The organism is Pedobacter sp. MC2016-24 (assembly GCF_015223055.1).
Lineage (GTDB): Bacteria > Bacteroidota > Bacteroidia > Sphingobacteriales > Sphingobacteriaceae > Pedobacter.
This window is the reverse complement of the sequence record NZ_JADFBX010000003.1, coordinates 499,881-523,619: the sequence shown is the minus strand read 5'-3', so window position 1 is coordinate 523,619 and position 23,739 is coordinate 499,881. Positions and strand designations below refer to the sequence as shown.

The window sequence follows — 23,739 nt, the reverse complement described above, 5'->3', positions numbered from 1 at the left end:
GTGTTTTATTTTATTTTAGGGACCACATTAATGTAGACTCCTTATCTGCGCCGAAAGCAGCTACTGCTTTTTGATAATTGGTTTTATTTTTAGCGCTTTCAGAATCTGGGAAAACGTAGCGTTTCGGGATTCCGCGGCCAGCAGCAAGTGGACCAGTTACAAAAGCAGGAAACCCTGTGCGACGCTGATCAAACCAGCCCTCTGCACCTTTAAACAACATGGCCATCCACTTCTGGGTGATCAGTTGTTCCAGCGAACCGTCGTACTTAACGAGCACCTGATCGTAATAAGCTGCTGGCGCTGTAACTGCGTAACTGCTCATCGATTCTCTAATCGCTTTATAATACATAGATTCAGCAGTTTCACCAGGCACAGTGAGCTTACCTTTCTGCATCGATTCAGCCAAAATAAAACACAATTCAGTATAAGTAACCAAACTTGCCTTTAACAATGGATTTGACGCTGCACCGTTCTTTCTGAAAAAGGTAGAAGAAAAAAGGGATACATGATCTTCACCGCCATTATAAGCCGCAGGCGCATCGATGGCATTAGGCACACCAACATATCTGTTGAGGTCTACGGTTGACCCGGTTGTACTTTTAACCGGCTCTACCCAAACACCCAATCTCGGATCGTTTCTTTGCACGAGACGGTCAACCAGTTCCTTACTTACTTTTGTTTTCTGATAATCAAAATCAATCATTGCCAAAGGACCTCCAGGCCAGCTGTATCCAGCCAGGTTTCCTAAGTAAGCGATTTCGGCATTGTCAGCACTGCTTTCAAAAATTGGATATGCAGCTTTATCATTGATGATTTCCTGCATTTCTGTAAATGCAGAAGCATAATTTTTGGAGATGCGCAACAACATTCTTAAACGCAAGCTGTTGGCAAACTTACGCCACTGTAAGGCTTTACCTTTGAACATTACGTCGGCTTTGGCATTGAATTCAGCAGGTGCCCCTTTCAGTAGCTCATTGGCTTCACGAAGTTCCTTCAATAAATCCGGATAGATCACCTGTTGCTGGTCGTACTCCGGATAAATTACATTGCTCTCTTTAGATTTAAGTGCCTGCGAATACGGGACGTCTCCGTATAAGTCGGTTAAATAACTAAAATTAAAAGCCTTTATAATTTTACTAATGGCGATATACTGGTTTTCAGAGCGTTTCTGCGCCGTTTCCATGAATGTTTTATTGACCGACAAACGGGCATAGATATCATCCCAGTCTACAGGCCCCCAATCAAATAGATCATACCCCGTATTACGCACCAGTGTCAGGTAGCGTGCTGCAGAAGCTGGTCTTCTGCCAACCGCATTTTCCTGGTAGGCATAGGCCGTAGAAAGTACAACCTCAGACATCAGGAATTCTGTGTTGGTGGTTTCCGGAGAATTTGGATTGGTGTTTATTTTTTCAAAGTCTTTGGTACATGCGCCCAATAAGGTCATAAATAGCACCAGGATGGTTTTATATTTGAATTTCATTTTCTTATGGATTAAAAATTACAACTTAATTTAAAGCCAAAAGAGCGTGTGCCTGGCTGTGTCCAGTGTCCAACACCCAATTTAAAGCCTTCGGTGACGCTCATCGTAGTTTCAGGATCATAACCCAATCCGTTGGCTGTCCAGGTATACAGATTTCTACCAATCAGGGAAAGCGAAAGGTTGCTGATTGGAAGTTTACGCAACAGTTGCTTGTCAAAGACATAAGTTAAAGAGGCTTCTCTCAACTTCAGAAATGATGCGGAATAGGTTAAGCGCTCGTAGTATTTATTGTAAGTATTGTTGTAAAAATCAGAAGCGGCAATGATGACCTTATTTTCAGAAAAGCTTCCATCGGTATTGGCAATATAGCCCGGAATAATCATACCGTCATTCCTTGATCTTCCTTGTGAATCAACCCATGGCAAGCCACCTGTTTGGGCATCCCTTCCTGCGAGCGTATTATCTGTTAAACCGGCATTGATCAAACTTTTAACTACATAAGAGTAAAAATTTCCGCCTTTACGCCAGTCTAATAGAAAATTTAAGGTAAGGCTTTTATAGCTGAAGGTATTGTTAAAGCCTACTGTAAAATCAGGATTGTAATTACCTACTTTGATGTATTCGGTATTGTTGCGGATATAATGTCCGGTTTTATCCAATAACGCAGCACCTGCATTTGGCCCGGTTGGTACCTTAGTATAGCTTGGTGTATAAAAATCTCCGATTTTGGTTCCCTCTTTAATCAGGTAACGGATGTTATCTCCATCGGCACTGCCCATAGAATATTCGGGCAAACCTTCCATTAAGGAAATTACCTTATTTTCATTTTTGGTGAAGTTGACATTCATTTCCCATTTCAATGCTGCTTTGACCGGAACGGCAAAGAAGCCAATTTCCCATCCACTATTCTGAATGTTACCTGCATTGATCAAACGGTTTGAAGCACCAGAAGCAATGGTTGTCGGGATATTGATGATCTGGTTTCTTTTATTTGTTTTATACCAAGTGACATCTAAGCCCAACCGACTATCCAGAAAACGCAGATCGCCACCAAACTCATATGAAGTTGCGATTTCTGGTTTTAAGAAGTTATTCTTAAGGTTAAATTCAATGGTTGCTCTTTTCACATCACCCCAGTCCTGATTAAAAGGAATGGTGTTGTACAACTGGTAAGGATCGGTGTCGCTACCAACCTGTGCCCAGTTGGCCCTGATTTTAGCAAATGACAACACATCGGACTTGATTTTAAACACATCTGTTAAAACCGTACTTAAGGAAACTGAAGGATAGAAATAAGAATTATTTTTTGAAGGAAGTGTACTAGACCAATCGTTTCTTCCTGTCACATCCAGAAACACCATATCCTTGTAAGAAGCATGACCCATTCCATAAAAGCTGTTGATCCGTTTACGGGAACTGCCTTGAGAATTGGCAATAGTTCCTGCCTGTGCATTGCTGATGTTATAGATGCCTGGAATACTCAAACTCTCCGTACGCTGTGCTGTACTCCGGCCAGTTTGATCCATCTGGTTACCGCCAACAGCTATATCAAAGGACCAATCTTCATTTAAAGTCTTCTTATAGCTTAGCAGAAAATCTGTGTTTTGCTCTTTGAAGAAACTATTATCCACACCATAACCACCAAATTTAAACCGTTTGGAACTAAAAGGGCGTTTGGTTTCATGCTGTTCATTATACAGATCAAGTCCGGTACGTGCCATAAAACTCAGGTCCTTGGTTAAATCAATTACCAATTGTACATTTCCAGTAATGCGATTTCTATCGTATCCATTGGTATGTTCGTAAGCCACAAAATAAGGGTTGTCCGAATCATCCGGAGAGAATTGCTCTAAATTTTCCCTTCCTGGTTTCCAATAATTCTTCAAATCATTAATGTTCATATTTGACGGCATAGAATACAGCATTTGTGTTACGCTTTCCCGATAAGCCGATGGACGGTTATCACTCTTGTTATTTACGTAGCCCAAATTGGTGCTGATTTTAACTTTAGGATGCAATACATAAGTTGCAGCCAGATTTAAGGTATTACGACTTAAATCCGTGTTGGGCACAATGCCTTTATTTACCAGGTTGGTATAAGAAAGCCTATAATTACCATCTGCATTTTTACCGGTAATGGCAATGTTATTGGTATAGGTAGAACCTGTTCTATAGAAATCTTTAGCATTATTGGGGTGCGATACCCAATCTGTAGGGACTGGTTTTCCATTCGCATCAAGCGGACTGTTCCATTGCAGGTGTTTGGTACCCACATCTAATCGAGGCCCCCAGGCCGAGGTTGTAGAAACGGCAGGATCATCGGTATATTCTCCTGCACCAAACTGGTTTTGGAAATGAGGAAACATCCAGGCCTGGTCGTACATGGCATTGGAGTTGAAGCTTACACCTAAACCTTTTTTACTTGTCGCCCCACTTTTTGTAGTAATGAGCACCACCCCACTTCCTGCCCTGCTGCCGTATAATGCCGCAGCACTGGCACCTTTCAATATGGTAACGCTCTCGATGTCATCCGGACTAATGTCAGCAATGGGACTACCATAATCTACTGATGAACGACCGACTTCTGATGTTGCCCGTAAAGAATGTGCTACCGGAACACCATCTACCACAAAAAGCGGTTGGTTGTCGGTCGCAATAGAAGACTGACCGCGAATGGTGATGAAAGCTGAAGAACCGGGATCGGAGCCCGCACTTACTACATTTACACCAGCTACCTTTCCAGCCAGGGAATTGATCACATTGACTTCTTTAACGGTGTTGACATCGCTTCCTTTAACCGTTGCAATGGAATAACCCAGTGCCTTTTCTGATCGTTTGATACCCAAAGCGGTAACCACTACTTCGGAAAGCGCAGTTTGATCAGGTTTAAGGCTGACATTAATGATCACCTGTCCGTTTATAGCAAGCTCCTCATGCTGATAGCCCATCATTTTAAAAATGAGTATTGATGAGCCGTCCTTCACGTTCAGGCTATACTCCCCATTCAGGTTGGTTACCGAAGTATTGTCCACGCCTTTTTCAATAACGCTGACACCAGGCATAGGCAGTCCTTTTTCATCAGTTACCTTACCTTTCACACGCATCGCTTTTTTAATGATGACCTGGTTGTTCTGAACCTGGTAAGTGAGTTGAAGAGGAGTCAGTATCCGGTTAAGTAAACTGCTAACCAACTCATTGTCGGCCCTAACCGTTTCAACCTTCCGGTTCAATACCGCGTCGTTGTTGGTGTAAACAAAAGACAGACTGGTTTTCTTTTCGATGTTTTTAAGTAATTCGGTCAGCGTACCATGTTTAAAGCTGAAACTGATCCTGCTGTTCAGATCCTGTGCGTGTACAGGAGAGGCTTGCCCTGTAAAGAGCATCACAGAAATAAAAAAATAGATCAGGGTAAAAAAACGCATTACTTTATAAATTAATTGATTAGTCACTGCGGACTTTTTCATAACTTTGAGTGTTTTAATCATTGATGGGTTAAAATAAAATTGAAATTCTTAGCCGAAAGCGTGCGCCAACATGCTTCGGCTATTTTTGTATAGGTGTCTAATTACATTTACCTCCTTTTATATAAATTGTCTGTTTGTTGATGGTGTAACGGATATCTAAAGTCATTTGAATGGTTTTTAACACTTCATTAATGCTGACGTTATCAAACTTTGCCGTGAGCTTACAAGCTTTAAAAGCCTGATCTGTTACAATCTTAACCCCATAGCGGCGTTCTATCACTTCAAATACGGTTGTTATTGGTGTTTGATCAAAAGTCATTTTGCCTTGCGTCCAACCAATGGCCAGCCGGGCGTCTTCTATATTTTCCAGATGCAGTAGGCCCGATCCTAAATCACAAATACCTTTTTGATTGGGTACAAGATGAATGGCTTTAGACTGTACTCCTGCAGAATCCCTTGATACAGCAACCTTACCTGTAAGTACGGTTACTTCGGGACTGGAATTTTTCCAGGCCCTGATGTTAAAGCTTGTACCCAACACACGGGTCTGGATATTTAAACTCTGAACAATAAAGGGATGTTTTGGATCGCGCTTCACTTTAAAGAAGGCCTCTCCATTTAATTTAACTGTTCTAAAAGATGCCTGCCTGATGTTATCAGGGAAGCTGATACTACTTCCTGCGTTTAACCAAATCTCGGTGCTGTCAGGCAATAGGATATTGGTAATCTTACCGGGATTTGAAGTTTTGGTAATCCAGGTTATCTGATCAACAGGTAAAGCGGTTTGCCTGCTCTTATTCAATACAACAAACATCGCCATTATGGCGATAACGGCCGCTGCAGCCGACCAGATTAAAAATGCCTTATTCTGTCTGGGCTTTTCTGACTGCAGCGAAATCTGAATATGGTCAAAACTCTCTTTCCATTCTTCGCTATCAGGTAGTATAGCTGTTTGTTCCCACAACCTCAATGCCTGATCTAAGTCCTGCTGGTGCTGGGGATCCTTGCGAAGCCAGTCCTGTAAACGCTCCTCCAGATCTGCCAACTCCCTAGCCTTACCTTGCTCCTTTGCAGATAAATAATCGAGTACGAGCTTCCAGGTTTCTTGGTCCATTGTTATATTTCTTTTTTATAACTACAAGACAAGATTCAGGCTGCGATTACGGGTCGGTAAACGTTAAGGTTCTATTAAGAAATGGTTAAGTAAAATTTATCGAAACTCAGCCTCATTTTTCAGGACCCTTTCCTGCAAAAACTGAAACCCTTTAACCAGGTGATCTTCGACTGTGCGAACAGAAATATCCAATAACGCGGCGATTTCCTTGTAGCTGAAACCTTCAATCCTATACATGTAAAAAATGAGACGCCTGCGTTCAGGCATCTGGTCAATCAGATGGTAGAGCATACGTGCTCTGTCTTTATACATATACGTTTGGAAAGGATCAGCACTTACATCTATGACTTCCTGAACTTCATCATCTTCAAGGTGCTGAAAATTTGATCTTGAAATTTTATGATAATTATTAGCACCGTTTTTTACAGCCCGGAACAGGTAAGCTTTTTCATTGATGAGCAGAATCTTATTTTTCCAGATGGCAATAAATACATCATTCAAAATTAGCTGTGCATCTTCAATATCCTTTACCAGATATATTGCATACTTTTTCAGCGTAGGATACATGCGACGGTAAAGATCCTCGAATGCTTTGTCATCGAGTGTACGTACGTCATCTTCGTTAAACCCGGCAGTATTATTTTCGCCCATAAAATATGGAGCAAAATTAGAACCACCACATGACGCATATATTAACAAAGTATTAAATCTACTTTGCCTATTGCCAACGACACTACTGTGATTTTGCTGCCTTCTCAAACAATTCATCATGATCAAGACAGCTGCACCGTTCCTGTAAAATCGGATCTGTTTTTTTCAGATGATTAAACCTGATGACTTCGATGCAATAATCTTCCTTTTTCATCAGACTGGAAAAGTAGATCACTGGTATTGCGAAGATGAAAAAACCAATAATTGCAGGGATCATATACACAAATGATTTAAAGGCGATACCATTCACACTGACGTGTTTACTTCTTTCGATGCCTTTGGCGATGGGTTTTGAAATTTTTCTTCCCCAAAGAAACATCAAATAAGCCCCAATAGGAAGAATAACAATTAAAGAAATGTAGAATAAGATATTAATTGTCGTATGTGTCATTGCCTGATAGATTGATTTGATTTACATCAGCAATAACCTTGCCTTTTACTTTAATCCTCCATCAAAAAATACAGGAATAAAAAACCCCATCTTATTAACTAAGATGGGGTTTTCACATGATTTTCAGACTTGAAAATCTTTGCTCCCTCTGCTGGGCTCGAACCAGCGACCCTCTGATTAACAGTCAGATGCTCTAACCAGCTGAGCTAAGAAGGAGTGCTGGTTTAAAAAATATCGCTTTTTAAATTTAGCGTAAAATAAAGGGCAACACCCTCTACTTTAATAGTAAAGCCTTTCAGCATAGACTGAAAGGCTTTTTGTTACTCTGCTCCCTCTGCTGGGCTCGAACCAGCGACCCTCTGATTAACAGTCAGATGCTCTAACCAGCTGAGCTAAGAAGGAGTACTCGCTACCAAAACGCACTTTTTGAACTCTTAAAGAACATAAAGTCTTGTTCGTTTTGGGAATGCAATATTAGGGCTTTTAATTTATTTATGCAATATTTGCAGTGAAAAAAATTAAAAAAATATTCAAATAAATCATATGAGCCTGATAATCATAGGAACTGTAGCTTTTGACGCTATTGAAACACCTTTCGGAAAAACAGATAAGATCGTTGGCGGAGCCGCGACATACGCAAGTTTGGCTGCTTCTTACTTTTACGATAAGGTAAAAATCGTTGGAGTTGTAGGTGATGACTTCCATAAAGAAGACATTGACACTTTTAACGCACATGGAATTGATACTGAAGGTTTGCAAATCAAAGCCGGAGAAAAATCATTTTTCTGGTCTGGAAAATACCACAACGATATGAACAGCAGGGATACATTGGTTACCGAGCTGAATGTGTTGGCTGATTTCGACCCGATCATTCCGGAAAGTTATCAGGACTGCGAATTCCTGATGTTGGGTAACCTGACGCCAATTGTTCAGCAAACGGTAATTAACAGGCTTCACAAAAGGCCAAAACTGATTGTTTTAGATACCATGAACTTTTGGATGGACATCATGATGCCTGATCTATTGGAAACCATAAAGATGATCGATGTACTAACCATAAATGATGAAGAAGCACGTCAACTATCGGGCGAATATTCATTGGTAAAAGCTGCAAAGAAAATTCTGGCAATGGGTCCGAAATACCTGATCATCAAAAAAGGCGAACACGGCGCCTTGTTGTTTCATGAAGATAAAATATTCTCTGCCCCTGCTTTACCTTTAGCAGAAGTTTTTGATCCAACAGGCGCTGGTGACACTTTTGCAGGTGGTTTTATTGGTTATATGGCCAAAGTAGGAACAGTCAATTTCACCAACATGAAAAACGCAATCATTTTCGGATCAGCATTAGCTTCATTTTGTGTTGAAAAATTTGGAACTGAAAAAATCTTAAACCTCACAACCGAAGAAGTTTCGGCCAGGGTACAGGAATTTGTTAATTTAAGCTCGTTTACCATCGAGGCTTAATTTTAAGGCGTTATTTTACGAATACGATGTCATCCAGCATTGGCTGAGATGGCTTCGTATTTCGCATCAGCAATTCTTTTATATCAATACACCTATTACTGTAAATTTCTCAAAAACGGTCTCCGTATGCGGTGCATCAGCCAGTTCTTCCGTCAGATCTTGTCCAGCCCAGTGTTCATAATGTTTTCCATTACGCCACAAACGGCTTTCCGTCACTTCATAGATCAAACCTTTATACGCTACCCAAATCTGAGGTTTATCCTGGCCATTGCGTAGGGCCAGCTGTTGCTTGGTATAAGTCGTCAGGCTGCTCATCACATCATCTTTAATTGTCCCCAAAATTAGGACTTTAATTCTGCTGTGCAACAAAAAAGGCGCCCTAAGGCGCCTCTCTCTCGGAATAGATGGTTTACATGACCTCTGTACCCAAAATATCTTTAGAATAAGTTTTCAAGTATTTTTTAAGAATCTGGCGTGCAACGTGGATCCTCGTTTTTACTGTACCTATTGGAATTTCAAGCATTTCAGCTATTTCATGATATTTGTAACCCTCAAAATATTTGATAAAAGGCACATAATATTCTGGCTGCAAAGTAGATAAAGCTTTATTGATATCTCCTATAATGAATTTACTGCCACTGGTATTCTCCGATGCACTATAATGAAGATTTGCTGAGGAAATATCTTCAGATTTGGTAATCAGCGCATTCGTTTTTACCAGACGTCTGTAATTGTTGATAAATGTATTTTTCATGATGGTAAATAACCATCCTTTTAAATTGGTACCTTCTTTAAACTTACCATAATAGGTAACAGCCTTTAACATCGTGTCCTGCACCAGATCGTTTGCATCTTCAATGTCTTTGGTAAAATTTAAAGCGAATGACTGTAAAGATACCGAGTGGTCGTGCAGCTGAAGGTTGAACTCATTTTTTGTCATAATGTTTTAAGTTTTAGGGTTAAAAAAAGCAAACAAAAAGCTATCAGAGTGGCGCTCAACAATTTGTTTAATCTTACACACTAAACTCTATACAAGTTATGTACCAAAAAATTGGATTCCATGTTAAGAAATTAATTTTTCAGTCTGAGGGGATTAAAGAACCTTATGTCATAACAAATTTACTTCTCTTTCTAAAATAACGTCAAATTTGGCACGCACAGCTTGAATAATATCTTCTGAAAAACTATACACCTCTTGTCCTGTAGCACCACCATGATTAACCAATACCAGGGCCTGATTTTTCCAGGTACCAGTCTGCCCCACTACCTTCCCCTTGAATCCGCACTGTTCAATCAACCAGCCTGCAGCAAGCTTAACCTGATTACCAGGAACCTCATAATAAACCAGTTCCGGAAATTTAGCGGATACAGCCTCAAACTTTTCTCTATCCACAACCGGGTTTTTAAAAAAGCTCCCGGCATTACCTATTGTTGAGGGGTCAGGCAATTTACTCACCCTGATGGATGACACCACATTCGAAATATCTGCAATTGTTGGCTGCGCAATTCCACGATTTGCCAATTCAGATTGAATGGCCCCATACTGGATATTGGCATTAGCTTCAGTACTCAAATCAAACCTTACTTCAGTAATGATATATTTGCCTTTCAACTCATTTTTAAAAACACTATCCCGATATCCAAATTTACAATCCGCATAAGCAAAGGTTCTCATTTCTCCGGTAGCAATTTCATAAGCACGACAGCTGTGAAAAACATCTTTCAACTCTACACCATAAGCACCAATGTTCTGAATCGGTGAAGCGCCTACCGTACCAGGAATTAAACTCAGATTCTCTACACCAGCAAAACCCTGCTGAACACAATACATCACCAGGTCATTCCAGACTACCCCTGCACCTGCTGTTACCAATACGCGTGTTCCTTGCTGTTCCGCCGAAATACCAGGAATGCTAATTTTAAGCACCAAACCTTCAAAATCTTTAGTAAAAAGCACATTGCTGCCACCGCCCAAAACCAATAGCGGTTGTGCTTTAGCGCTGGCATCCTGAAGTATGGCACCCAAATCTCTTTCTGAAAAAATTTCGGCAAAAAAATGTGCATAAACAGGTATACCAAAAGTATTAAAGGGCTTCAAAGAAGTATGTTCCTGCAGAACTGCTGTCATAAATGATATGGATTAATTGTAGCTACAAAGGTAATTGATCCGAGTTGTAATAAATATGTTAAAAATAATATTTAAAATTTTGACTATTTTTCGGCTCAATTGTTAAACCATATTAAGCAATTTATTTAGTAGCGGGAGAACAGAAATATAGTATGGAAAATCAGGATAAAAAAAAGGTCTTAATTATTGAAGCGGCACTCAAGAGATTTGCGCATTACGGATTGTCAAAAACTACCATGACAGAAATCGCAAAAGACATCTCCTTTTCAAAAGCCCTGCTTTATTATTATTTCCCCGACAAGCTGAGTCTGTACGTCAGTGCCATTGAATATTTGATGCAAATCATTAGCCGTGATCTGGTTAAGTCTATTGAAAAAACCAGCTCATCCACTGAGGGCATCTTTAAACTGCTACAAAAAAGGCAGGCCTTCATTCAGAAGTATTACAATTTATTAGAATCCAGTCAGATTATAGGCAATGAATTGCCAGATGACCTCTACAAAAAATTCAGTAAAGCCAGGGCTTTCGAGACCATCATTATTGGCTCACTATTTAGTCGCGGAGTAACCAGCGGAGAGTTTGAAATGGAAGACAGCAAGCTTGCCACAGAGATATTCATCGATGCCCTTTCGGGAATTCATTTCAACATCATGTCCAAAGACAAAAATATTTTCCCTGGAAAAGAGCAGTTTAAAAAGATCTTTCTCAAAGAAAAAACCTTTGCTGAGATCTTCTTATCAGGATTAAAAACAAAAAAACCAGAACAATTGTCATAAAATTGTAAGTTTAACTAGAATTCTTATGTAAAATTCTTATTGCCGGAATATGGCAGTATTTTTGACCTTGTAAATAAAAAAGTCAGAAAGTAGAAAAGTAGAATGATAGAAACAGATAAAAAAAGAGATGCGATTATAGAGGGGGCGATCAAGCGTTTTATGCATTTTGGAATCAACAAAACCACGATGAATGAGATTGCAGAAGACCTTTCCGTATCCAAACCCTCTTTGTATTATTATTTTCCGGATAAGAATAGCCTGATTCTAGGTGTGATTGATAAAATATTCAATGATTATTTTGATGCCATAGCTAAAGATCAGTTTAACCAAATGCCTTTGGAAACCTGCATGGCGAATTTTGTAGAAATCAGGCATAAGTTTTTTCAAAAGTATTACATGCTTCATTTGTCAAGCGGCAGTCCGGATTCCTCACTGAACTCTGATGAGCTAAAAGCTCATTTCATGAAAATGAAGGATAAAAATATCACGATCCATGCAGAGATATTTGAGAGAGCAATCCAACGGAACGAAATCGCGCCAATGGAAGTCGTAAAAATTACGGAACTGTATCTGGATAGCCTGGCCGGAATTACCTCCCTGTGTATCATGCATGGCAATAAGGAACTTTTCCCAAGTAAGAAAGAAATGAAAAACATATTGGAGAGACAACTCAGCTTATCCACCATATTTATTAGAGGACTAAAACAACAATAACTATATATGAATACTTTAATTAAACAGATAAGAACAATTCCGCTGCTCCTGCTGGGATTACTATTATCCAATACTGTTGGCGCTCAGCAAACGCTTACCTTGAAGGAGGCTTTGAACTATGCCGTGCAAAATAGCACGAAAGTGCGTAAGGCCAGGCTGGATATTGATGGCGGAAAATATAAAACACAAGAGGTAAGAGCCCAGGCATTACCTCAACTTACTGGCAATGCAGGTTTGACCTATAATCCGATTATTGGCCAATTGGTCGCAAATTTCGGAGGTCAGACCCAGTCTATCCAGTTGGGTCAAAACTGGAATTCATCTGCTGGTGTTCAACTTTCACAGCAATTATTCAATCAGCAGGTATTTACTGGTTTACAAGCAGCCAGATCCAGTGAAGAATATTATAATCTTACCGCTCAACTAACTGAAGAGCAAATCATAGAATTGGTTGCCAACAACTATTACCAGGTATTGGTAAACAGGCAACAATTAAATGTGGTAGACAACAACATCAAAAATGTAAAGGTGACTGAAAAGATCATCTCCAATCAGTATGAAAATGGATTGGCTAAAAAAATTGATGTAGACCGGATCAAAGTGAAACTCACCAATTTATTGACACAACGCGAGCAAACTTCAAATGCCATTACCCAATTAGAAAACCAGTTAAAATTTGCAATGGGCATGCCAGTAAGTACGGCCATTGATTTACCAAAAACAGAGCTGACAGAAGTTACCAGGTTACCGGCCCTAGCAGATACCATCGCCTTGGACAGTAGAACGGAGATTAAGATTTTGAACAGTCAGGACAAGTTGTTGGCCTTGCAACGCAAAGCGTATGTTGCTGAATATTACCCAAGCCTGGCCTTAACCGGAAATTACACCTATTCGAGTCAGAGTGGAGGATTCGATTTCCTAAGCTCTAACGCTGCATCTATTGGTTACGGTGCATCCGCCATTGGCTTGACCCTAAAAGTACCCATCTTTAATGGTTTTTTAACCCGTTCAAAAATCCGTCAGGCCGATGTTAACATCAAAAAGGCAAATGAAGACAGAAGAGAATCTACAAACTCTTTAAACATGGCTTACGAGAACGCTAAAATCCAATTAAAAAACAGCTTAAATACAATCACCTCCCAAAAGCAAAATGCACAACTGGCTGAGGAGATCTACAACAGCACACAAAATAATTACAACAACGGTTTAGCAAGCTTAACAGACTTACTGGATACAGAAACTGCATTGACAGAAGCGCAAAACAGCTATAACCAGGCACTATTAAATTATAAAATTGCCGAAATTCAATTAATCAAATCAAACGGAAATATAAAATCACTATTATAATGAAAAGAGGAATAATTATAGCCTTAGTAATCATACTTGCCCTGGCGGGAATCGCTTACGTGCTAAGCAACAACAAGAAGAAAAATGAAGCAAAAACTGCGTTTATCGCAGAAGGCGGTGGTGCTGTTGCAGTTCGTGTTGCAACAGTAGAGAAAAAAGTAGTTGACCTTGATTTCAGTACCAATGGTAACTTTATCCCTAAACAAGAATTGACTTATAAATCAGAAAATGCTGGTCGGGTAAGCAAAATTCTGGTAGAAGAAGGCGACCGCGTAACCAAAGGACAAGTTTTGGCGCGTATTGATGCAGAAATCATCAATACGGACAGAGAAACCGCAGAAGCAAATTATCAGAATGCATTGAGGGATGAAGCAAGATATGCCAGTTCATTCAAAACCGGTGGTGTGACCCAACAACAATTGGATCAGGCCAAACTGGCAACGCAAAACGCAAAATTACGTCTGCAGGCTTCACAAAGAAAATTAAGTGATGCCAACATCAAAGCTCCGATTAACGGAATTATCAATAAAAAGTTCATTGAAGTTGGTGCTTTTGTGAACACCCAGGGAACAGATATGTTCGAAATCGTAGACGTATCCAAGTTGAAACTAAAAGTAAACGTAAACGAATCACAGGTGGCTAACCTTAAAGTAGGTGACAAGTTACAGATTAAATCATCTGTTTTCCCTACAGAAACATTTAACGGAAAAGTAACCTTTATTGCAGCTAAAGCTGACGCAAGTTTAAACTTTCCTATTGAGATTGAAGTAGACAATAACGCTAAAAATGGGCTTAAAGCAGGTATGTATGGAACAGCAGTATTCAACTTCCCTAAACAAGCGCCAAGCATTTTAGTTCCACGTACCTCTTTTGTTGGGAGTGTAAGTAGCAACCAGGTATTTGTTTTAGATCCTGCAAACAACACTTCTAAGCTACGCAAGGTAATTGCAGGTCGTATTTTAGGAGACTCAGTTGAAATTCTTGACGGATTAAAAGAAGGAGAAACTGTAATTACAAGTGGACAGATTAACCTCGCTGAAGGCACTGCCGTTAGCATTGTAAAATAAAGAAAAATGAAGATAACAGACATATCTATAAAACGGCCCTCTTTGGTAATTGTGGTGTTTACCGCACTGACCTTACTGGGGCTATTGAGTTACTTTTCGTTGGGTTATGAGTTATTGCCAAAATTCTCAAACAACGTAGTATCTATTTCAACCATCTATCCCGGTGCTTCACCAGCCGAGGTAGAGAACACCGTAACCAAGAAAATTGAGGATGCGGTGTCTTCCATGGAAAACATCAAGAAAATTAATGCGGTTTCATTTGAGAGCTTATCTACAGTAACCATTACCTTAACGGATAAAGCGAATATTGACATCTCGTTAAATGATGCGCAACGTAAGGTAAATGCCATCCTTTCAGAGTTACCGGAGGATGTTAAAACACCTTCATTGAGTAAATTCTCCCTGGATGACTTACCGGTAATCACCATGTCCGCCTCGGCAAAAATGGATGATGTTACTTTTTACGATTTGATTGATCAGCGGATTGCCCCGGTAATTTCAAGGGTAAGTGGTATCGCACAAGTGAACCTGATCGGTGGTTCTGAAAGAGAAATCCAGGTTTCTCTGGATGCCAATAAATTACAGGGATATAATCTTTCTGTACCTCAGGTACAGCAGATGATCTTAAGTTCCAATCTCGATTTCCCTACCGGAAGCGTTAAAACAGAAAATCAGGACGTTTTAATTCGTTTATCCGGTAAATACAGAAACCTTGACGAATTGAGGAACCTTGTTTTAATAACCTCAAAAGCAGGTGCACAAATCCGTTTGCGTGATGTAGCCGATGTTCAGGATTCTCAGAAAGAAACCGAAAAATTAGCACGTATCGACAGAAAAGGCGCAATCGCCATTCAGATCATTAAACAAAGTGATGCGAACGCGGTAGAAGTAAGTAAAGGTGTTCATAAAATCATTGAAAAACTTAAAACAGAATATGCAGCCAACAATCTGGATATTAAAATCGTAAACGACAGTTCCATCTTTACATTGGAATCGGCAGATGCGGTTATCCACGATTTAATGCTTGCCGTAGTATTGGTGGCATTTGTAATGCTATTCTTCCTGCACAGTTTAAGGAATGCATTAATTGTCATGGTATCTATTCCAGCATCATTGATTGCTACGTTTATTGGTATCAGCTTATTTGGCTTTACCCTGAACTTAATGTCTTTATTGGGTTTATCACTTGTGGTAGGTATCCTTGTGGATGATGCGATTGTGGTACTGGAAAACATACAGCGACACATGGAGATGGGTAAAAATAAAGTGAGAGCAGCATCTGATGCGACCAGGGAAATTGGCTTTACCGTTGTATCCATTACCCTGGTAATTGTGGTGGTGTTCTTCCCTATCGCAGTAAGTACAGGCCTGGTGTCTAACATTTTGAGACAGTTCTGCGTGGTGGTAATCATCGCAACCATGCTTTCATTATTGGCTTCATTTACCATTGTACCGCTACTTTTTTCCAGGTTTGGTAAATTGGAACACATTGAAGGCAAAAATATCTTCGGACGCTTTATCCTATGGTTTGAAAAGCAATTGAGAAAATTCACACTGTGGGTTACCAAAATCTTAACCTGGTCGTTAAATCATAAAAGACGTACCATTGCAGCAGTTGTAGTGTTGTTTGTAGCGGCCATGTGGCTTGCAGGAGCCGGATTTATCGGATCAGAGTTTTTCCCTAAATCGGATAAAGGAGAGTTTTTAATTCAAATTGAATTGCCAAAAGATGCCCCTTTAGCACAAACCAATTTTTACACACAACGTGCTGAAGCATTCTTAGACAAGCAACCTGAAATTACCCAGTTGATCACCACAGTTGGACAAGCCAGTGGAGATTTCGGTGGAACTCAGGCTACAGCCTATAAATCTGAGATTAACGTAAAACTGGTCGACCGAAAGGAACGTGAAGGTGTCTCCTCAGATATTTTCGCAACCAAAATGAGCCGCGCCCTGTCCAAAGAGCTGGTAGGTGCAAAAGTAAAAACTGTACCGATCAGTATTTTGGGTATTGCAGAAAATGCACCAATACAATTGGTTGTCATGGGCTCAGACCTGGATAGCGCATTGAAATATGCAGAGGGTGCACAGAAAGTATTGGCATCTATCCCAGGTGCTACCGAGATTAAATTATCTGTAGAAAAAGGAACACCAGAGATCAATGTTCAGGTAGACCGCGATAAAATGGCAGCCCTTGGCTTAACCCTGTCCACCGTAGGTTCTACCATGCAAACCGCTTTTGCCGGGAACACGGATGGTAAATACAGAAAAGGGGAATACGAATATGACATCAATATCCAGTACCAGGATTTCAACAGGAAAAATGTAGATGACGTACGTAACCTGATCTTTATCAATGATAAGCAGGAACAAATTAAATTGTCACAATTTGCAGCCATTACTGAAGGCTCCGGACCAAGTCAGCTGGAACGTTTAAATAAATCGACCTCAGTATCTGTTAAAGCACAATCGATCGGTAGACCAACAGGAACCGTCGTAGCAGATTTCCAAAAGAAGCTGGAAGAGCTGCAAAAAAATGGTAAACTAAAAACTCCTGTTGGGGTAAGTTATACCTGGGCCGGGGATCAGGAAAACCAAAGTGAAGGTTTTGGTACGCTAGGTATCGCCCTATTGGCATCGATCATCCTGGTTTACCTGATTATGGTGGCCTTATATGATAGTTTTGTGTATCCATTTGTGGTAATGTTCTCACTGCCGCTGGCATTGATTGGTGCCTTCTTAGCGCTGGCATTAACCAACAACTCCATCGGTATCTTTACCATTTTAGGATTTATTATGCTAATGGGTTTGGTGGCCAAGAATGCGATTATCCTGGTCGATTTTACCAACCACATGAAAGCAGAAGGAAAATCAACAACTGAAGCCTTGATCTTAGCAAACCACGCGCGTTTACGCCCGATTTTGATGACTACGATCGCCATGATCTTTGGTATGCTTCCAATTGCCCTGGCAAGTGGTGCCGGCGCCGAATGGAAAAACGGTCTGGCCTGGGTTATTGTGGGTGGATTGACCAGTTCATTATTTTTAACACTGATCGTTGTACCGGTTGTTTACCTGATCTTTGACATCATCTTAGATAAGTTAGGCTTCAACAAAAAAGGTAAAACAATCGATGAGTTACTGGAAGAACCATATGACCATAAAGATGTTTTAGAATATGATCTTGATGAAAGCCATTAATATTTAAAAGCAAATCAACAAAAAAGCCCGTCTCAAATGAGACGGGCTTTTTTGTTGGAGCTCAAGAACGTACTAAATATGTATCGCTCTGTTTTCTGTAGCAGCCATAGCTGCTTCTTTCAATGCTTCTGTATAAGTCGGGTGTGCATGACATATTCTGGCAATGTCTTCCGCAGATGCACGGAATTCCATAGCAACCACCGCTTCTGCAATCATATCAGCTGCACGTGGGCCAATCATATGTACGCCTAAAATTTCGTCAGTCTGAGCATCAGCCAATACTTTCACAAAACCGTCTGTATCCATACTTGCCTTAGCCCTTCCACTCGCTTTGAATGGGAAAGATCCAGCTTTATACTGAACACCTTTTTCTTTCAGCTGCTCTTCAGTAAATCCTACAGAAGCAACTTCCGGCCAGGTATACACGACACCCGGAATCAGGTTATAATTGATGTGCGGTTTTTGACCGGCAATACGTTCTGCAACATATACACCTTCATCTTCCGCCTTGTGTGCAAGCATTGCACCTTTGATGACATCACCAATCGCATACACACCAGGAACGCTGGTTTCCAAATGATCGTTTACAGGAATTTTATTTCCACGTTCTTCTGTCTTGATGCCAATGTTTTCCAAACCTAAGCCTTCAGTATATGCTGTACGTCCAACTGCAACAATACAGTAATCGGCTTCCAGAGAAACTTCTTCACCTTTGGCATTGGTTGCACTTACCGTTACTTTTTTACCTTTAGTTACTGCACCTGTTACCTTGTGGCCCATGAAGAATTCCATACCCAAAGATTTTTTCAACACACGTTGCAGTTCTTTACCCAAACCAGCATCCATTGTACCAATAATCGACGGCATAAACTCAACAACAGATACTTTAGTACCCAAACGTGCATATACTGAACCAAGCTCCAGACCAATTACTCCGCCACCAATCACAATCATTTGTTTTGGCACTTCTGTAATATTCAAAGCCTCAGTCGAAGTGATGATTCTCTTTTTATCAATAGGCAAAAATGGCAAAGCAGTCGGTTTTGATCCCGAAGCGATGATTACATTTTTTGCAGTAATGGTTTCTTCTTTACCATCTTTAGTAATTTTGATGGTGTTTTTATCTACAAAAGATCCAACACCTTCAAAGGAGTCAATCTTATTCTTTTTAAACAAGTACTGAATTCCGGCTGTGTTTTGAGCGACAACGTCATTTTTGCGTGCAATCATTTGCGGCATATCAACTTTCAGATCTTTCAGGTTGATCCCATGCGTCTGGAAAGTATGTGCAGCATTATGAAAGTGCTCAGAGGAATCTAAAAGTGCTTTTGAAGGAATACATCCCACGTTTAAACAGGTTCCTCCAAACGTTTTATACTTTTCTATCACTGCTGTTTTTAAGCCTAACTGAGCGCATCTGATTGCTCCAACATAACCGCCCGGGCCCGAGCCAATTACAACTACATCGTATTGCATATTAAGGATTTTTTTGTGCAAAGTTAACAAACCTTATCCTAATAATCGGCTTAATTCCAATTTCTTTACTCAATTTTAGCAGGCTACAAATCTGTTTCAGCAATCAATTTCCTATATTTATCCATAAAAAAACTGACCAGCTTATTATGAATTCCATAAAACTTCTGCGCCTGGCCCTGATCTGCCTCTTTGCAAGTTCTGCCGCTTTTGCACAACAAACAGATTCGGCATACGTACGTGACAATTACACCAAAATTGAACGGCTGATTCCCATGCGTGATGGCATCAAACTATTTACTGCGATCTATATTCCAAAAGACAGTCAGAAAAAATATCCTTTCCTGATCAATCGTACTCCATATACCGTTTCCCCCTATGGCGAATCCAATTATAAAACCAGTCTGGGTAATTTTCCTGCAGAAATGCGTGAGGGATTTATCTTCGTTTACCAGGATGTACGGGGAAAATGGATGAGCGAAGGTAACTTTGAAGACATCCGGCCACAAATTACCAGTAAGAAAAGTAAAAAAGACATTGATGAGAGTTCAGATACTTATGATACCATTGAGTGGTTGGTTAAAAACATCAAAAACAACAATGGTAAAGCCGGTATCTACGGCATTTCTTACCCCGGTTTTTATTCCACCACTTCCCTACCCGGTGCACATCCTGCATTAAAGGCAGTATCTCCCCAGGCTCCTGTGACCGATTGGTTTATTGGCGACGACTTTCACCACAATGGCACTTTATTTTTAGCTGATGTGTTTAGTTTCATGAGCACCTTCGGCGTACCCAGACCTAAACCCATTACCCCGGACAAAGGACCTAAAGCTTTCAAATTCCCCATTCAGGACAACTATCGTTTCTTCCTGGAGTCAGGTTCAGTTAAAAACCTGAAAGAAAAATATTTTGGCGACAGCATCCGCTTCTGGAACAATCTATTCGAACATCCTAACCTCGACACCTTTTGGAAAGCCAGAAATATTCAACAACATTTAACTCAGGTAAGGCCTGCTGTAATGGTTGTTGGTGGTTTCTTTGACGCAGAAGATGCCTATGGTACCTTTGCCACCTACCAATCTATAGAAAAACAAAATCCAGGCGCCAACAACATTCTGGTAGCAGGCCCCTGGTTTCATGGCGGCTGGGTACGTAGCTCCGGCAGCAGTTTTGGCGACATCAGTTTCGGCCAGCCAACCAGCACTTATTATCAGGAACACTTCGAACTTCCATTCTTCAAATATCACCTGAAAGGTGAAGGCAGCTTTAATCCTGCTGAAGCCAATATCTTTGTTACCGGTAGTAACGAATGGAAAAAATTCAGTACCTGGCCCCCAAAAGAAACTGAGCAAAAAACCTTGTATCTGCAACCTCAGGGAAAACTGAGCTTTGACAAAATACAACGCACGGATAGCTGGGATGAATATGTCAGTGACCCGAACAGTCCGGTTCCTTATCAGGACGGCATACAAGCACGCAGAACACGTGAATATATGATCGATGACCAGCGTTTTGCATCCCGCAGACCGGATGTAAAGGTATACCAGACCGAGGCACTCACAGCAGACATGACACTCACCGGTCCCGTACTCGCTAACCTCGTTGTTTCCACAAGCGGAACCGATGCTGATTATGTAGTTAAGCTGATTGATGTATACCCCGAAGATGAGCCGGCGCCTGTTCCTAATCCTAAAAATCTGATTATGGGTGGTTACCAAATGCTGGTTCGCGGAGAAATTATGCGTGGCAAATACCGCAATAGCTTTGAAAACCCTGAACCTTTTGTTCCCGGAATGGTCACCAAAGTAAACTACACACTTCCTGATGTAGCACATACCTTCAAAAAAGGACACCGCATCATGATACAGGTCCAAAATTCCTGGTTCCCCCTGGCAGATCGGAATCCGCAACAGTTTATGGACATTTACCAGGCTGAGCCTTCAGACTTCAAAAAGGCGACGCACCGAATTTTCCACGATGTAAACAATGCTTCGGCAATCCTCATTAATGTTTTAAAGCCCTAACATGAGATCTTTATGGATAGGCCTCCTGGCCGCGCTGTTAGCCATACAAACGGCCAATGCACAATTGATGCAGGGCAAACAAAAATTCAGCCGGGCAGATACATTACGCGGCACCTTAAGTCCGCTCAGAACTTGTTACGACATCAATTATTACCACCTGGATATCCAGGTTGATATTGACCAAAAGTTTATCAAAGGCAGCAATGAGTTCAAATTTACAGCCACCCGAAACTTCAGCAAACTTCAATTTGACCTGTTCAATAATTTAAAGGTCGAAAAAATCATTTACCAAAATACCTCACTGCCATTCAGCGTTGAATTTAATGCTGTATTTGTCACCTTTCCTAAAGAAATACAGAAAGGCACTAAAGACCAGTTTACCGTATACTACTCCGGCAATCCGGTAATCGCCAAAAACCCACCATGGGATGGTGGCTTTATTTTCACCAAAGACAAGTCTGGAAACCCCTGGGTATCTGTCGCCTGCCAGGGATTTGGTGCCAGCAGCTGGTGGCCCAATAAAGATCACCAAAGCGATGAAGTTGACAGTATGCTGATCAGTATAACCGCACCAAAAGCGCTTCAAAGCATATCCAATGGCCGCTTGAGAAGCACTATAGACAAACCAGGTGGATACCGGCAATCCAACTGGTTTGTAAGCAATCCCATTAACAATTACAATGTAGCTTTGTACATCGGAAAATATGCCCACTGGTCGGATACCTACGTCGGAGAAAAAGGCAAATTGAGCCTCGACTACTGGTCGCTCAAAACAGACAGCACCAAAGCCCGCCCACACTGGGATGCCGATGTTAAACGCATGCTAAAATCTTTTGAGTACTGGTTTGGCCCTTATCCTTTTTACAAAGATGGTTATAAACTTGTCCAGGCTCCTTTTCTAGGCATGGAACACCAAAGTGCTGTAGCTTATGGAAATGGGTTCAAAATGGGTTATGCTGGCAGCGACCTTTCCGGATCTGGCTGGGGACTCAAATTCGACTTCATCACCGTACATGAGAGTGGTCACGAATGGTTTGGTAACAACATCACCACCAAAGATGTGGCGGACATGTGGGTTCATGAAGCTTTCACCAATTATTCTGAGGCGCTATTTACCGAAAGTCAATACGGAAAAGAGGCCGCTACAGCTTATGTAACTGGCATCCGGCACAACATTAAAAATGACATTCCAATCATTGGCCCATATGGCGTAAATCAGGAAGGATCGGGCGACATGTATTATAAAGGTGCAAATCTGGTACACCTGATCAGACAATTGATTCATGACGACAATAAGTTCAGGATGATATTAAGAGGCTTAAATCAGACCTTTTATCACCAGACTGTAACCACAGCCCAGGTGGAAAACTATATGAGCAGAGAAAGCGGCCTTAAACTGGATAAAATATTTGATCAGTACCTACGTCATACCCAGATCCCAACTTTTGAATATCAAATCAACAATGGACTGCTTAAATACCGTTGGATAGCTGATGTCAAGAATTTTGACATGCCCGTTAAAGTTACATTAAGCGCAAATAGTTATACATTAATTTATCCTTCTGCAAACTGGCAAACGATAAAAATTGCAAAAAACATCAGCAACAAAATGTTTCAAACAGATCCTAATTTTTACATCAATGTAAAACAAGCCGATTAAAAACGGGTATAAAGCGCCAGCTGAACAATATTATTCATCGTATTGTTGCTGGCACCTTTAATCATCTGGTTCATGTATCCTGCTTCAACATCCACTTTTTTGCTAAAGCGATAACCTAGAGCAGCATAGGCCCTATTCTGATCAAAAAAGTGATCGTTTAGCTTTGATCTGTTTTGTATATTGAAAAACAATTCATTTTGCAAGGCCACAAATGCACCTTTGGTAAAGGTTTCCTGAGCTTCGCCCAAAGGCAACACGCCTCTTATAAAATAACGCAGCCGCTGGGCAAAAATATCCTCAGCACCGGCATCAATAAAGCGCTGCTCCAATCTGAATCGATGTTGCAGATTCAACGTTTTAATTTTATGTGTAATGATGTATTGCTCCCAGATGCGATGCTCTGCGGTATGGCGATCCGCTGCACCTTCGACCTTATGAAAAGTACTCGCCAGCAAATAGCCCAGTGTCGCATTGCTGTTTTTGTTGATGTAATACGTTACTCCAGGTCTGAATAAAAAGTTTTTTACACCATCCAGATCGTCATGCGATCTCAGTTGTACATCCAGATGCATCCCCCACTTGTCACTAAATTTAGTACTGTTCAGCAAAAAAAGCCAGCCAGAAGTCTGCTGCGTGGTTTGAGAAAAGGCCTGTGAGCCTAAAAAAAGAAAAAGTGCTAAAGTAAAGCCAAATTGTTTCATGCGCATATCAGTCGGTTC

At 40.7% G+C, this 23,739-nt stretch carries 18 protein-coding genes and 2 tRNA genes; 8 read left to right on the top strand and 12 right to left on the bottom strand.

The genetic code is table 11. From position 1 onward, the window contains the following. Positions 1-10: 10 nt before the first annotated feature. The 7 genes from IM797_RS10505 to IM797_RS10475 all read right to left on the bottom strand — a co-directional run bounded on the left by IM797_RS10505 (position 11) and on the right by IM797_RS10475 (position 7,565). The gene (locus tag IM797_RS10505) at positions 11-1,483 is read right to left on the bottom strand and encodes a SusD/RagB family nutrient-binding outer membrane lipoprotein (RefSeq protein ID WP_194127061.1); all 1,473 of its coding nucleotides are present in this window, start codon (positions 1,481-1,483) and stop codon (positions 11-13) included. Between the two features lie 11 nt (positions 1,484-1,494). Next, on the bottom strand, positions 1,495-4,947 hold the full coding sequence (locus tag IM797_RS10500; protein ID WP_194127060.1) for a SusC/RagA family TonB-linked outer membrane protein: 3,453 nt from the start codon (positions 4,945-4,947) through the stop codon (positions 1,495-1,497). A gap of 97 nt (positions 4,948-5,044) precedes the next feature. After that, complete coding sequence (locus IM797_RS10495; RefSeq protein ID WP_194127059.1) at positions 5,045-6,061, bottom strand: FecR family protein; 1,017 nt, start codon at positions 6,059-6,061, stop codon at positions 5,045-5,047. Positions 6,062-6,157: 96 nt separating this feature from the next. Further along, positions 6,158-6,712 (bottom strand): sigma-70 family RNA polymerase sigma factor, encoded by a 555-nt coding sequence (locus tag IM797_RS10490; RefSeq protein ID WP_194127058.1) that lies wholly within the window; start codon positions 6,710-6,712, stop codon positions 6,158-6,160. 82 nt (positions 6,713-6,794) lie between these two features. Next, positions 6,795-7,163 carry a hypothetical protein gene (locus IM797_RS10485; protein WP_194127057.1) on the bottom strand — a complete coding sequence of 123 codons (369 nt, stop codon included), beginning with the start codon at positions 7,161-7,163 and terminating at the stop codon, positions 6,795-6,797. 142 nt (positions 7,164-7,305) lie between these two features. Beyond that, positions 7,306-7,379 (bottom strand) — tRNA-Asn (locus IM797_RS10480). A 112-nt stretch (positions 7,380-7,491) separates the two neighbouring features. Next, positions 7,492-7,565: transfer RNA gene (locus IM797_RS10475), tRNA-Asn, on the bottom strand. Positions 7,566-7,706: 141 nt separating this feature from the next. On the opposite strand from IM797_RS10475, the gene IM797_RS10470 reads away from it, so the two are divergent. Further along, positions 7,707-8,627: a PfkB family carbohydrate kinase gene (locus IM797_RS10470; RefSeq protein WP_194127056.1), complete on the top strand. Its 921-nt coding sequence runs from the start codon at positions 7,707-7,709 to the stop codon at positions 8,625-8,627. Positions 8,628-8,705: 78 nt separating this feature from the next. Here the strand turns inward: IM797_RS10470 and IM797_RS10465 are convergent, their stop codons facing one another. The 3 genes from IM797_RS10465 to murB all read right to left on the bottom strand — a co-directional run bounded on the left by IM797_RS10465 (position 8,706) and on the right by murB (position 10,755). Then, a complete protein-coding gene (locus IM797_RS10465) occupies positions 8,706-8,942 on the bottom strand; it encodes a cytochrome b5 domain-containing protein (protein ID WP_194127149.1) in 237 nt (78 codons plus the stop codon). A 94-nt stretch (positions 8,943-9,036) separates the two neighbouring features. After that, entirely contained in the window at positions 9,037-9,567 is a 531-nt protein-coding gene (locus IM797_RS10460) for an RNA polymerase sigma factor (RefSeq protein ID WP_194127055.1), read from the bottom strand. A gap of 168 nt (positions 9,568-9,735) precedes the next feature. After that, the gene (gene murB, locus IM797_RS10455) at positions 9,736-10,755 is read right to left on the bottom strand and encodes a UDP-N-acetylmuramate dehydrogenase (protein WP_194127054.1); all 1,020 of its coding nucleotides are present in this window, start codon (positions 10,753-10,755) and stop codon (positions 9,736-9,738) included. Positions 10,756-10,907: 152 nt separating this feature from the next. On the opposite strand from murB, the gene IM797_RS10450 reads away from it, so the two are divergent. The 5 genes from IM797_RS10450 (at position 10,908) to IM797_RS10430 (ending at position 17,860) form a co-directional block, all read left to right on the top strand. Continuing rightward, complete coding sequence (locus tag IM797_RS10450; protein ID WP_194127053.1) at positions 10,908-11,531, top strand: TetR/AcrR family transcriptional regulator; 624 nt, start codon at positions 10,908-10,910, stop codon at positions 11,529-11,531. Positions 11,532-11,633: 102 nt separating this feature from the next. Next, positions 11,634-12,245, top strand: a complete 612-nt coding sequence (locus tag IM797_RS10445; protein ID WP_194127052.1) for a TetR/AcrR family transcriptional regulator — start codon at positions 11,634-11,636, stop codon at positions 12,243-12,245. A 6-nt stretch (positions 12,246-12,251) separates the two neighbouring features. Next, on the top strand, positions 12,252-13,592 hold the full coding sequence (locus IM797_RS10440; protein WP_194127051.1) for a TolC family protein: 1,341 nt from the start codon (positions 12,252-12,254) through the stop codon (positions 13,590-13,592). Beyond that, positions 13,592-14,659 (top strand): efflux RND transporter periplasmic adaptor subunit, encoded by a 1,068-nt coding sequence (locus IM797_RS10435; protein ID WP_194127050.1) that lies wholly within the window; start codon positions 13,592-13,594, stop codon positions 14,657-14,659. The genes IM797_RS10440 and IM797_RS10435 overlap by 1 nt, the downstream gene beginning before the upstream one ends. A gap of 6 nt (positions 14,660-14,665) precedes the next feature. Continuing rightward, positions 14,666-17,860 carry an efflux RND transporter permease subunit gene (locus IM797_RS10430; RefSeq protein ID WP_194127049.1) on the top strand — a complete coding sequence of 1,065 codons (3,195 nt, stop codon included), beginning with the start codon at positions 14,666-14,668 and terminating at the stop codon, positions 17,858-17,860. A gap of 72 nt (positions 17,861-17,932) precedes the next feature. Here the strand turns inward: IM797_RS10430 and lpdA are convergent, their stop codons facing one another. Then, positions 17,933-19,336: a dihydrolipoyl dehydrogenase gene (lpdA, locus tag IM797_RS10425; protein WP_194127048.1), complete on the bottom strand. Its 1,404-nt coding sequence runs from the start codon at positions 19,334-19,336 to the stop codon at positions 17,933-17,935. Between the two features lie 146 nt (positions 19,337-19,482). On the opposite strand from lpdA, the gene IM797_RS10420 reads away from it, so the two are divergent. Together IM797_RS10420 and IM797_RS10415 are read left to right on the top strand one after the other, a co-directional pair. Further along, positions 19,483-21,360 (top strand): CocE/NonD family hydrolase, encoded by a 1,878-nt coding sequence (locus IM797_RS10420; protein ID WP_194127047.1) that lies wholly within the window; start codon positions 19,483-19,485, stop codon positions 21,358-21,360. Position 21,361: 1 nt separating this feature from the next. Beyond that, positions 21,362-23,020 carry a M1 family metallopeptidase gene (locus tag IM797_RS10415; protein WP_194127046.1) on the top strand — a complete coding sequence of 553 codons (1,659 nt, stop codon included), beginning with the start codon at positions 21,362-21,364 and terminating at the stop codon, positions 23,018-23,020. On the opposite strand, the gene IM797_RS10410 is transcribed toward IM797_RS10415, so the two are convergent. After that, complete coding sequence (locus IM797_RS10410; RefSeq protein WP_228098792.1) at positions 23,017-23,727, bottom strand: DUF2490 domain-containing protein; 711 nt, start codon at positions 23,725-23,727, stop codon at positions 23,017-23,019. The two genes, IM797_RS10415 and IM797_RS10410, sit on opposite strands and share 4 nt — an antisense overlap. Positions 23,728-23,739: the final 12 nt, after the last annotated feature.

Bases quoted from the DNA above. Each gene is read 5' to 3' on its own strand.
- IM797_RS10505 (WP_194127061.1), bottom strand. From the start codon at position 1,483: ATGAAATTCAAATATAAAACCATCCTGGTGCTATTTATGACCTTATTG.
- IM797_RS10500 (WP_194127060.1), bottom strand. From the start codon at position 4,947: ATGAAAAAGTCCGCAGTGACTAATCAATTAATTTATAAAGTAATGCGT.
- IM797_RS10495 (WP_194127059.1), bottom strand. From the start codon at position 6,061: ATGGACCAAGAAACCTGGAAGCTCGTACTCGATTATTTATCTGCAAAG.
- IM797_RS10490 (WP_194127058.1), bottom strand. From the start codon at position 6,712: ATGGGCGAAAATAATACTGCCGGGTTTAACGAAGATGACGTACGTACA.
- IM797_RS10485 (WP_194127057.1), bottom strand. From the start codon at position 7,163: ATGACACATACGACAATTAATATCTTATTCTACATTTCTTTAATTGTT.
- IM797_RS10470 (WP_194127056.1), top strand. From the start codon at position 7,707: ATGAGCCTGATAATCATAGGAACTGTAGCTTTTGACGCTATTGAAACA.
- IM797_RS10465 (WP_194127149.1), bottom strand. From the start codon at position 8,942: ATGAGCAGCCTGACGACTTATACCAAGCAACAGCTGGCCCTACGCAAT.
- IM797_RS10460 (WP_194127055.1), bottom strand. From the start codon at position 9,567: ATGACAAAAAATGAGTTCAACCTTCAGCTGCACGACCACTCGGTATCT.
- murB (WP_194127054.1), bottom strand. From the start codon at position 10,755: ATGACAGCAGTTCTGCAGGAACATACTTCTTTGAAGCCCTTTAATACT.
- IM797_RS10450 (WP_194127053.1), top strand. From the start codon at position 10,908: ATGGAAAATCAGGATAAAAAAAAGGTCTTAATTATTGAAGCGGCACTC.
- IM797_RS10445 (WP_194127052.1), top strand. From the start codon at position 11,634: ATGATAGAAACAGATAAAAAAAGAGATGCGATTATAGAGGGGGCGATC.
- IM797_RS10440 (WP_194127051.1), top strand. From the start codon at position 12,252: ATGAATACTTTAATTAAACAGATAAGAACAATTCCGCTGCTCCTGCTG.
- IM797_RS10435 (WP_194127050.1), top strand. From the start codon at position 13,592: ATGAAAAGAGGAATAATTATAGCCTTAGTAATCATACTTGCCCTGGCG.
- IM797_RS10430 (WP_194127049.1), top strand. From the start codon at position 14,666: ATGAAGATAACAGACATATCTATAAAACGGCCCTCTTTGGTAATTGTG.
- lpdA (WP_194127048.1), bottom strand. From the start codon at position 19,336: ATGCAATACGATGTAGTTGTAATTGGCTCGGGCCCGGGCGGTTATGTT.
- IM797_RS10420 (WP_194127047.1), top strand. From the start codon at position 19,483: ATGAATTCCATAAAACTTCTGCGCCTGGCCCTGATCTGCCTCTTTGCA.
- IM797_RS10415 (WP_194127046.1), top strand. From the start codon at position 21,362: ATGAGATCTTTATGGATAGGCCTCCTGGCCGCGCTGTTAGCCATACAA.
- IM797_RS10410 (WP_228098792.1), bottom strand. From the start codon at position 23,727: ATGCGCATGAAACAATTTGGCTTTACTTTAGCACTTTTTCTTTTTTTA.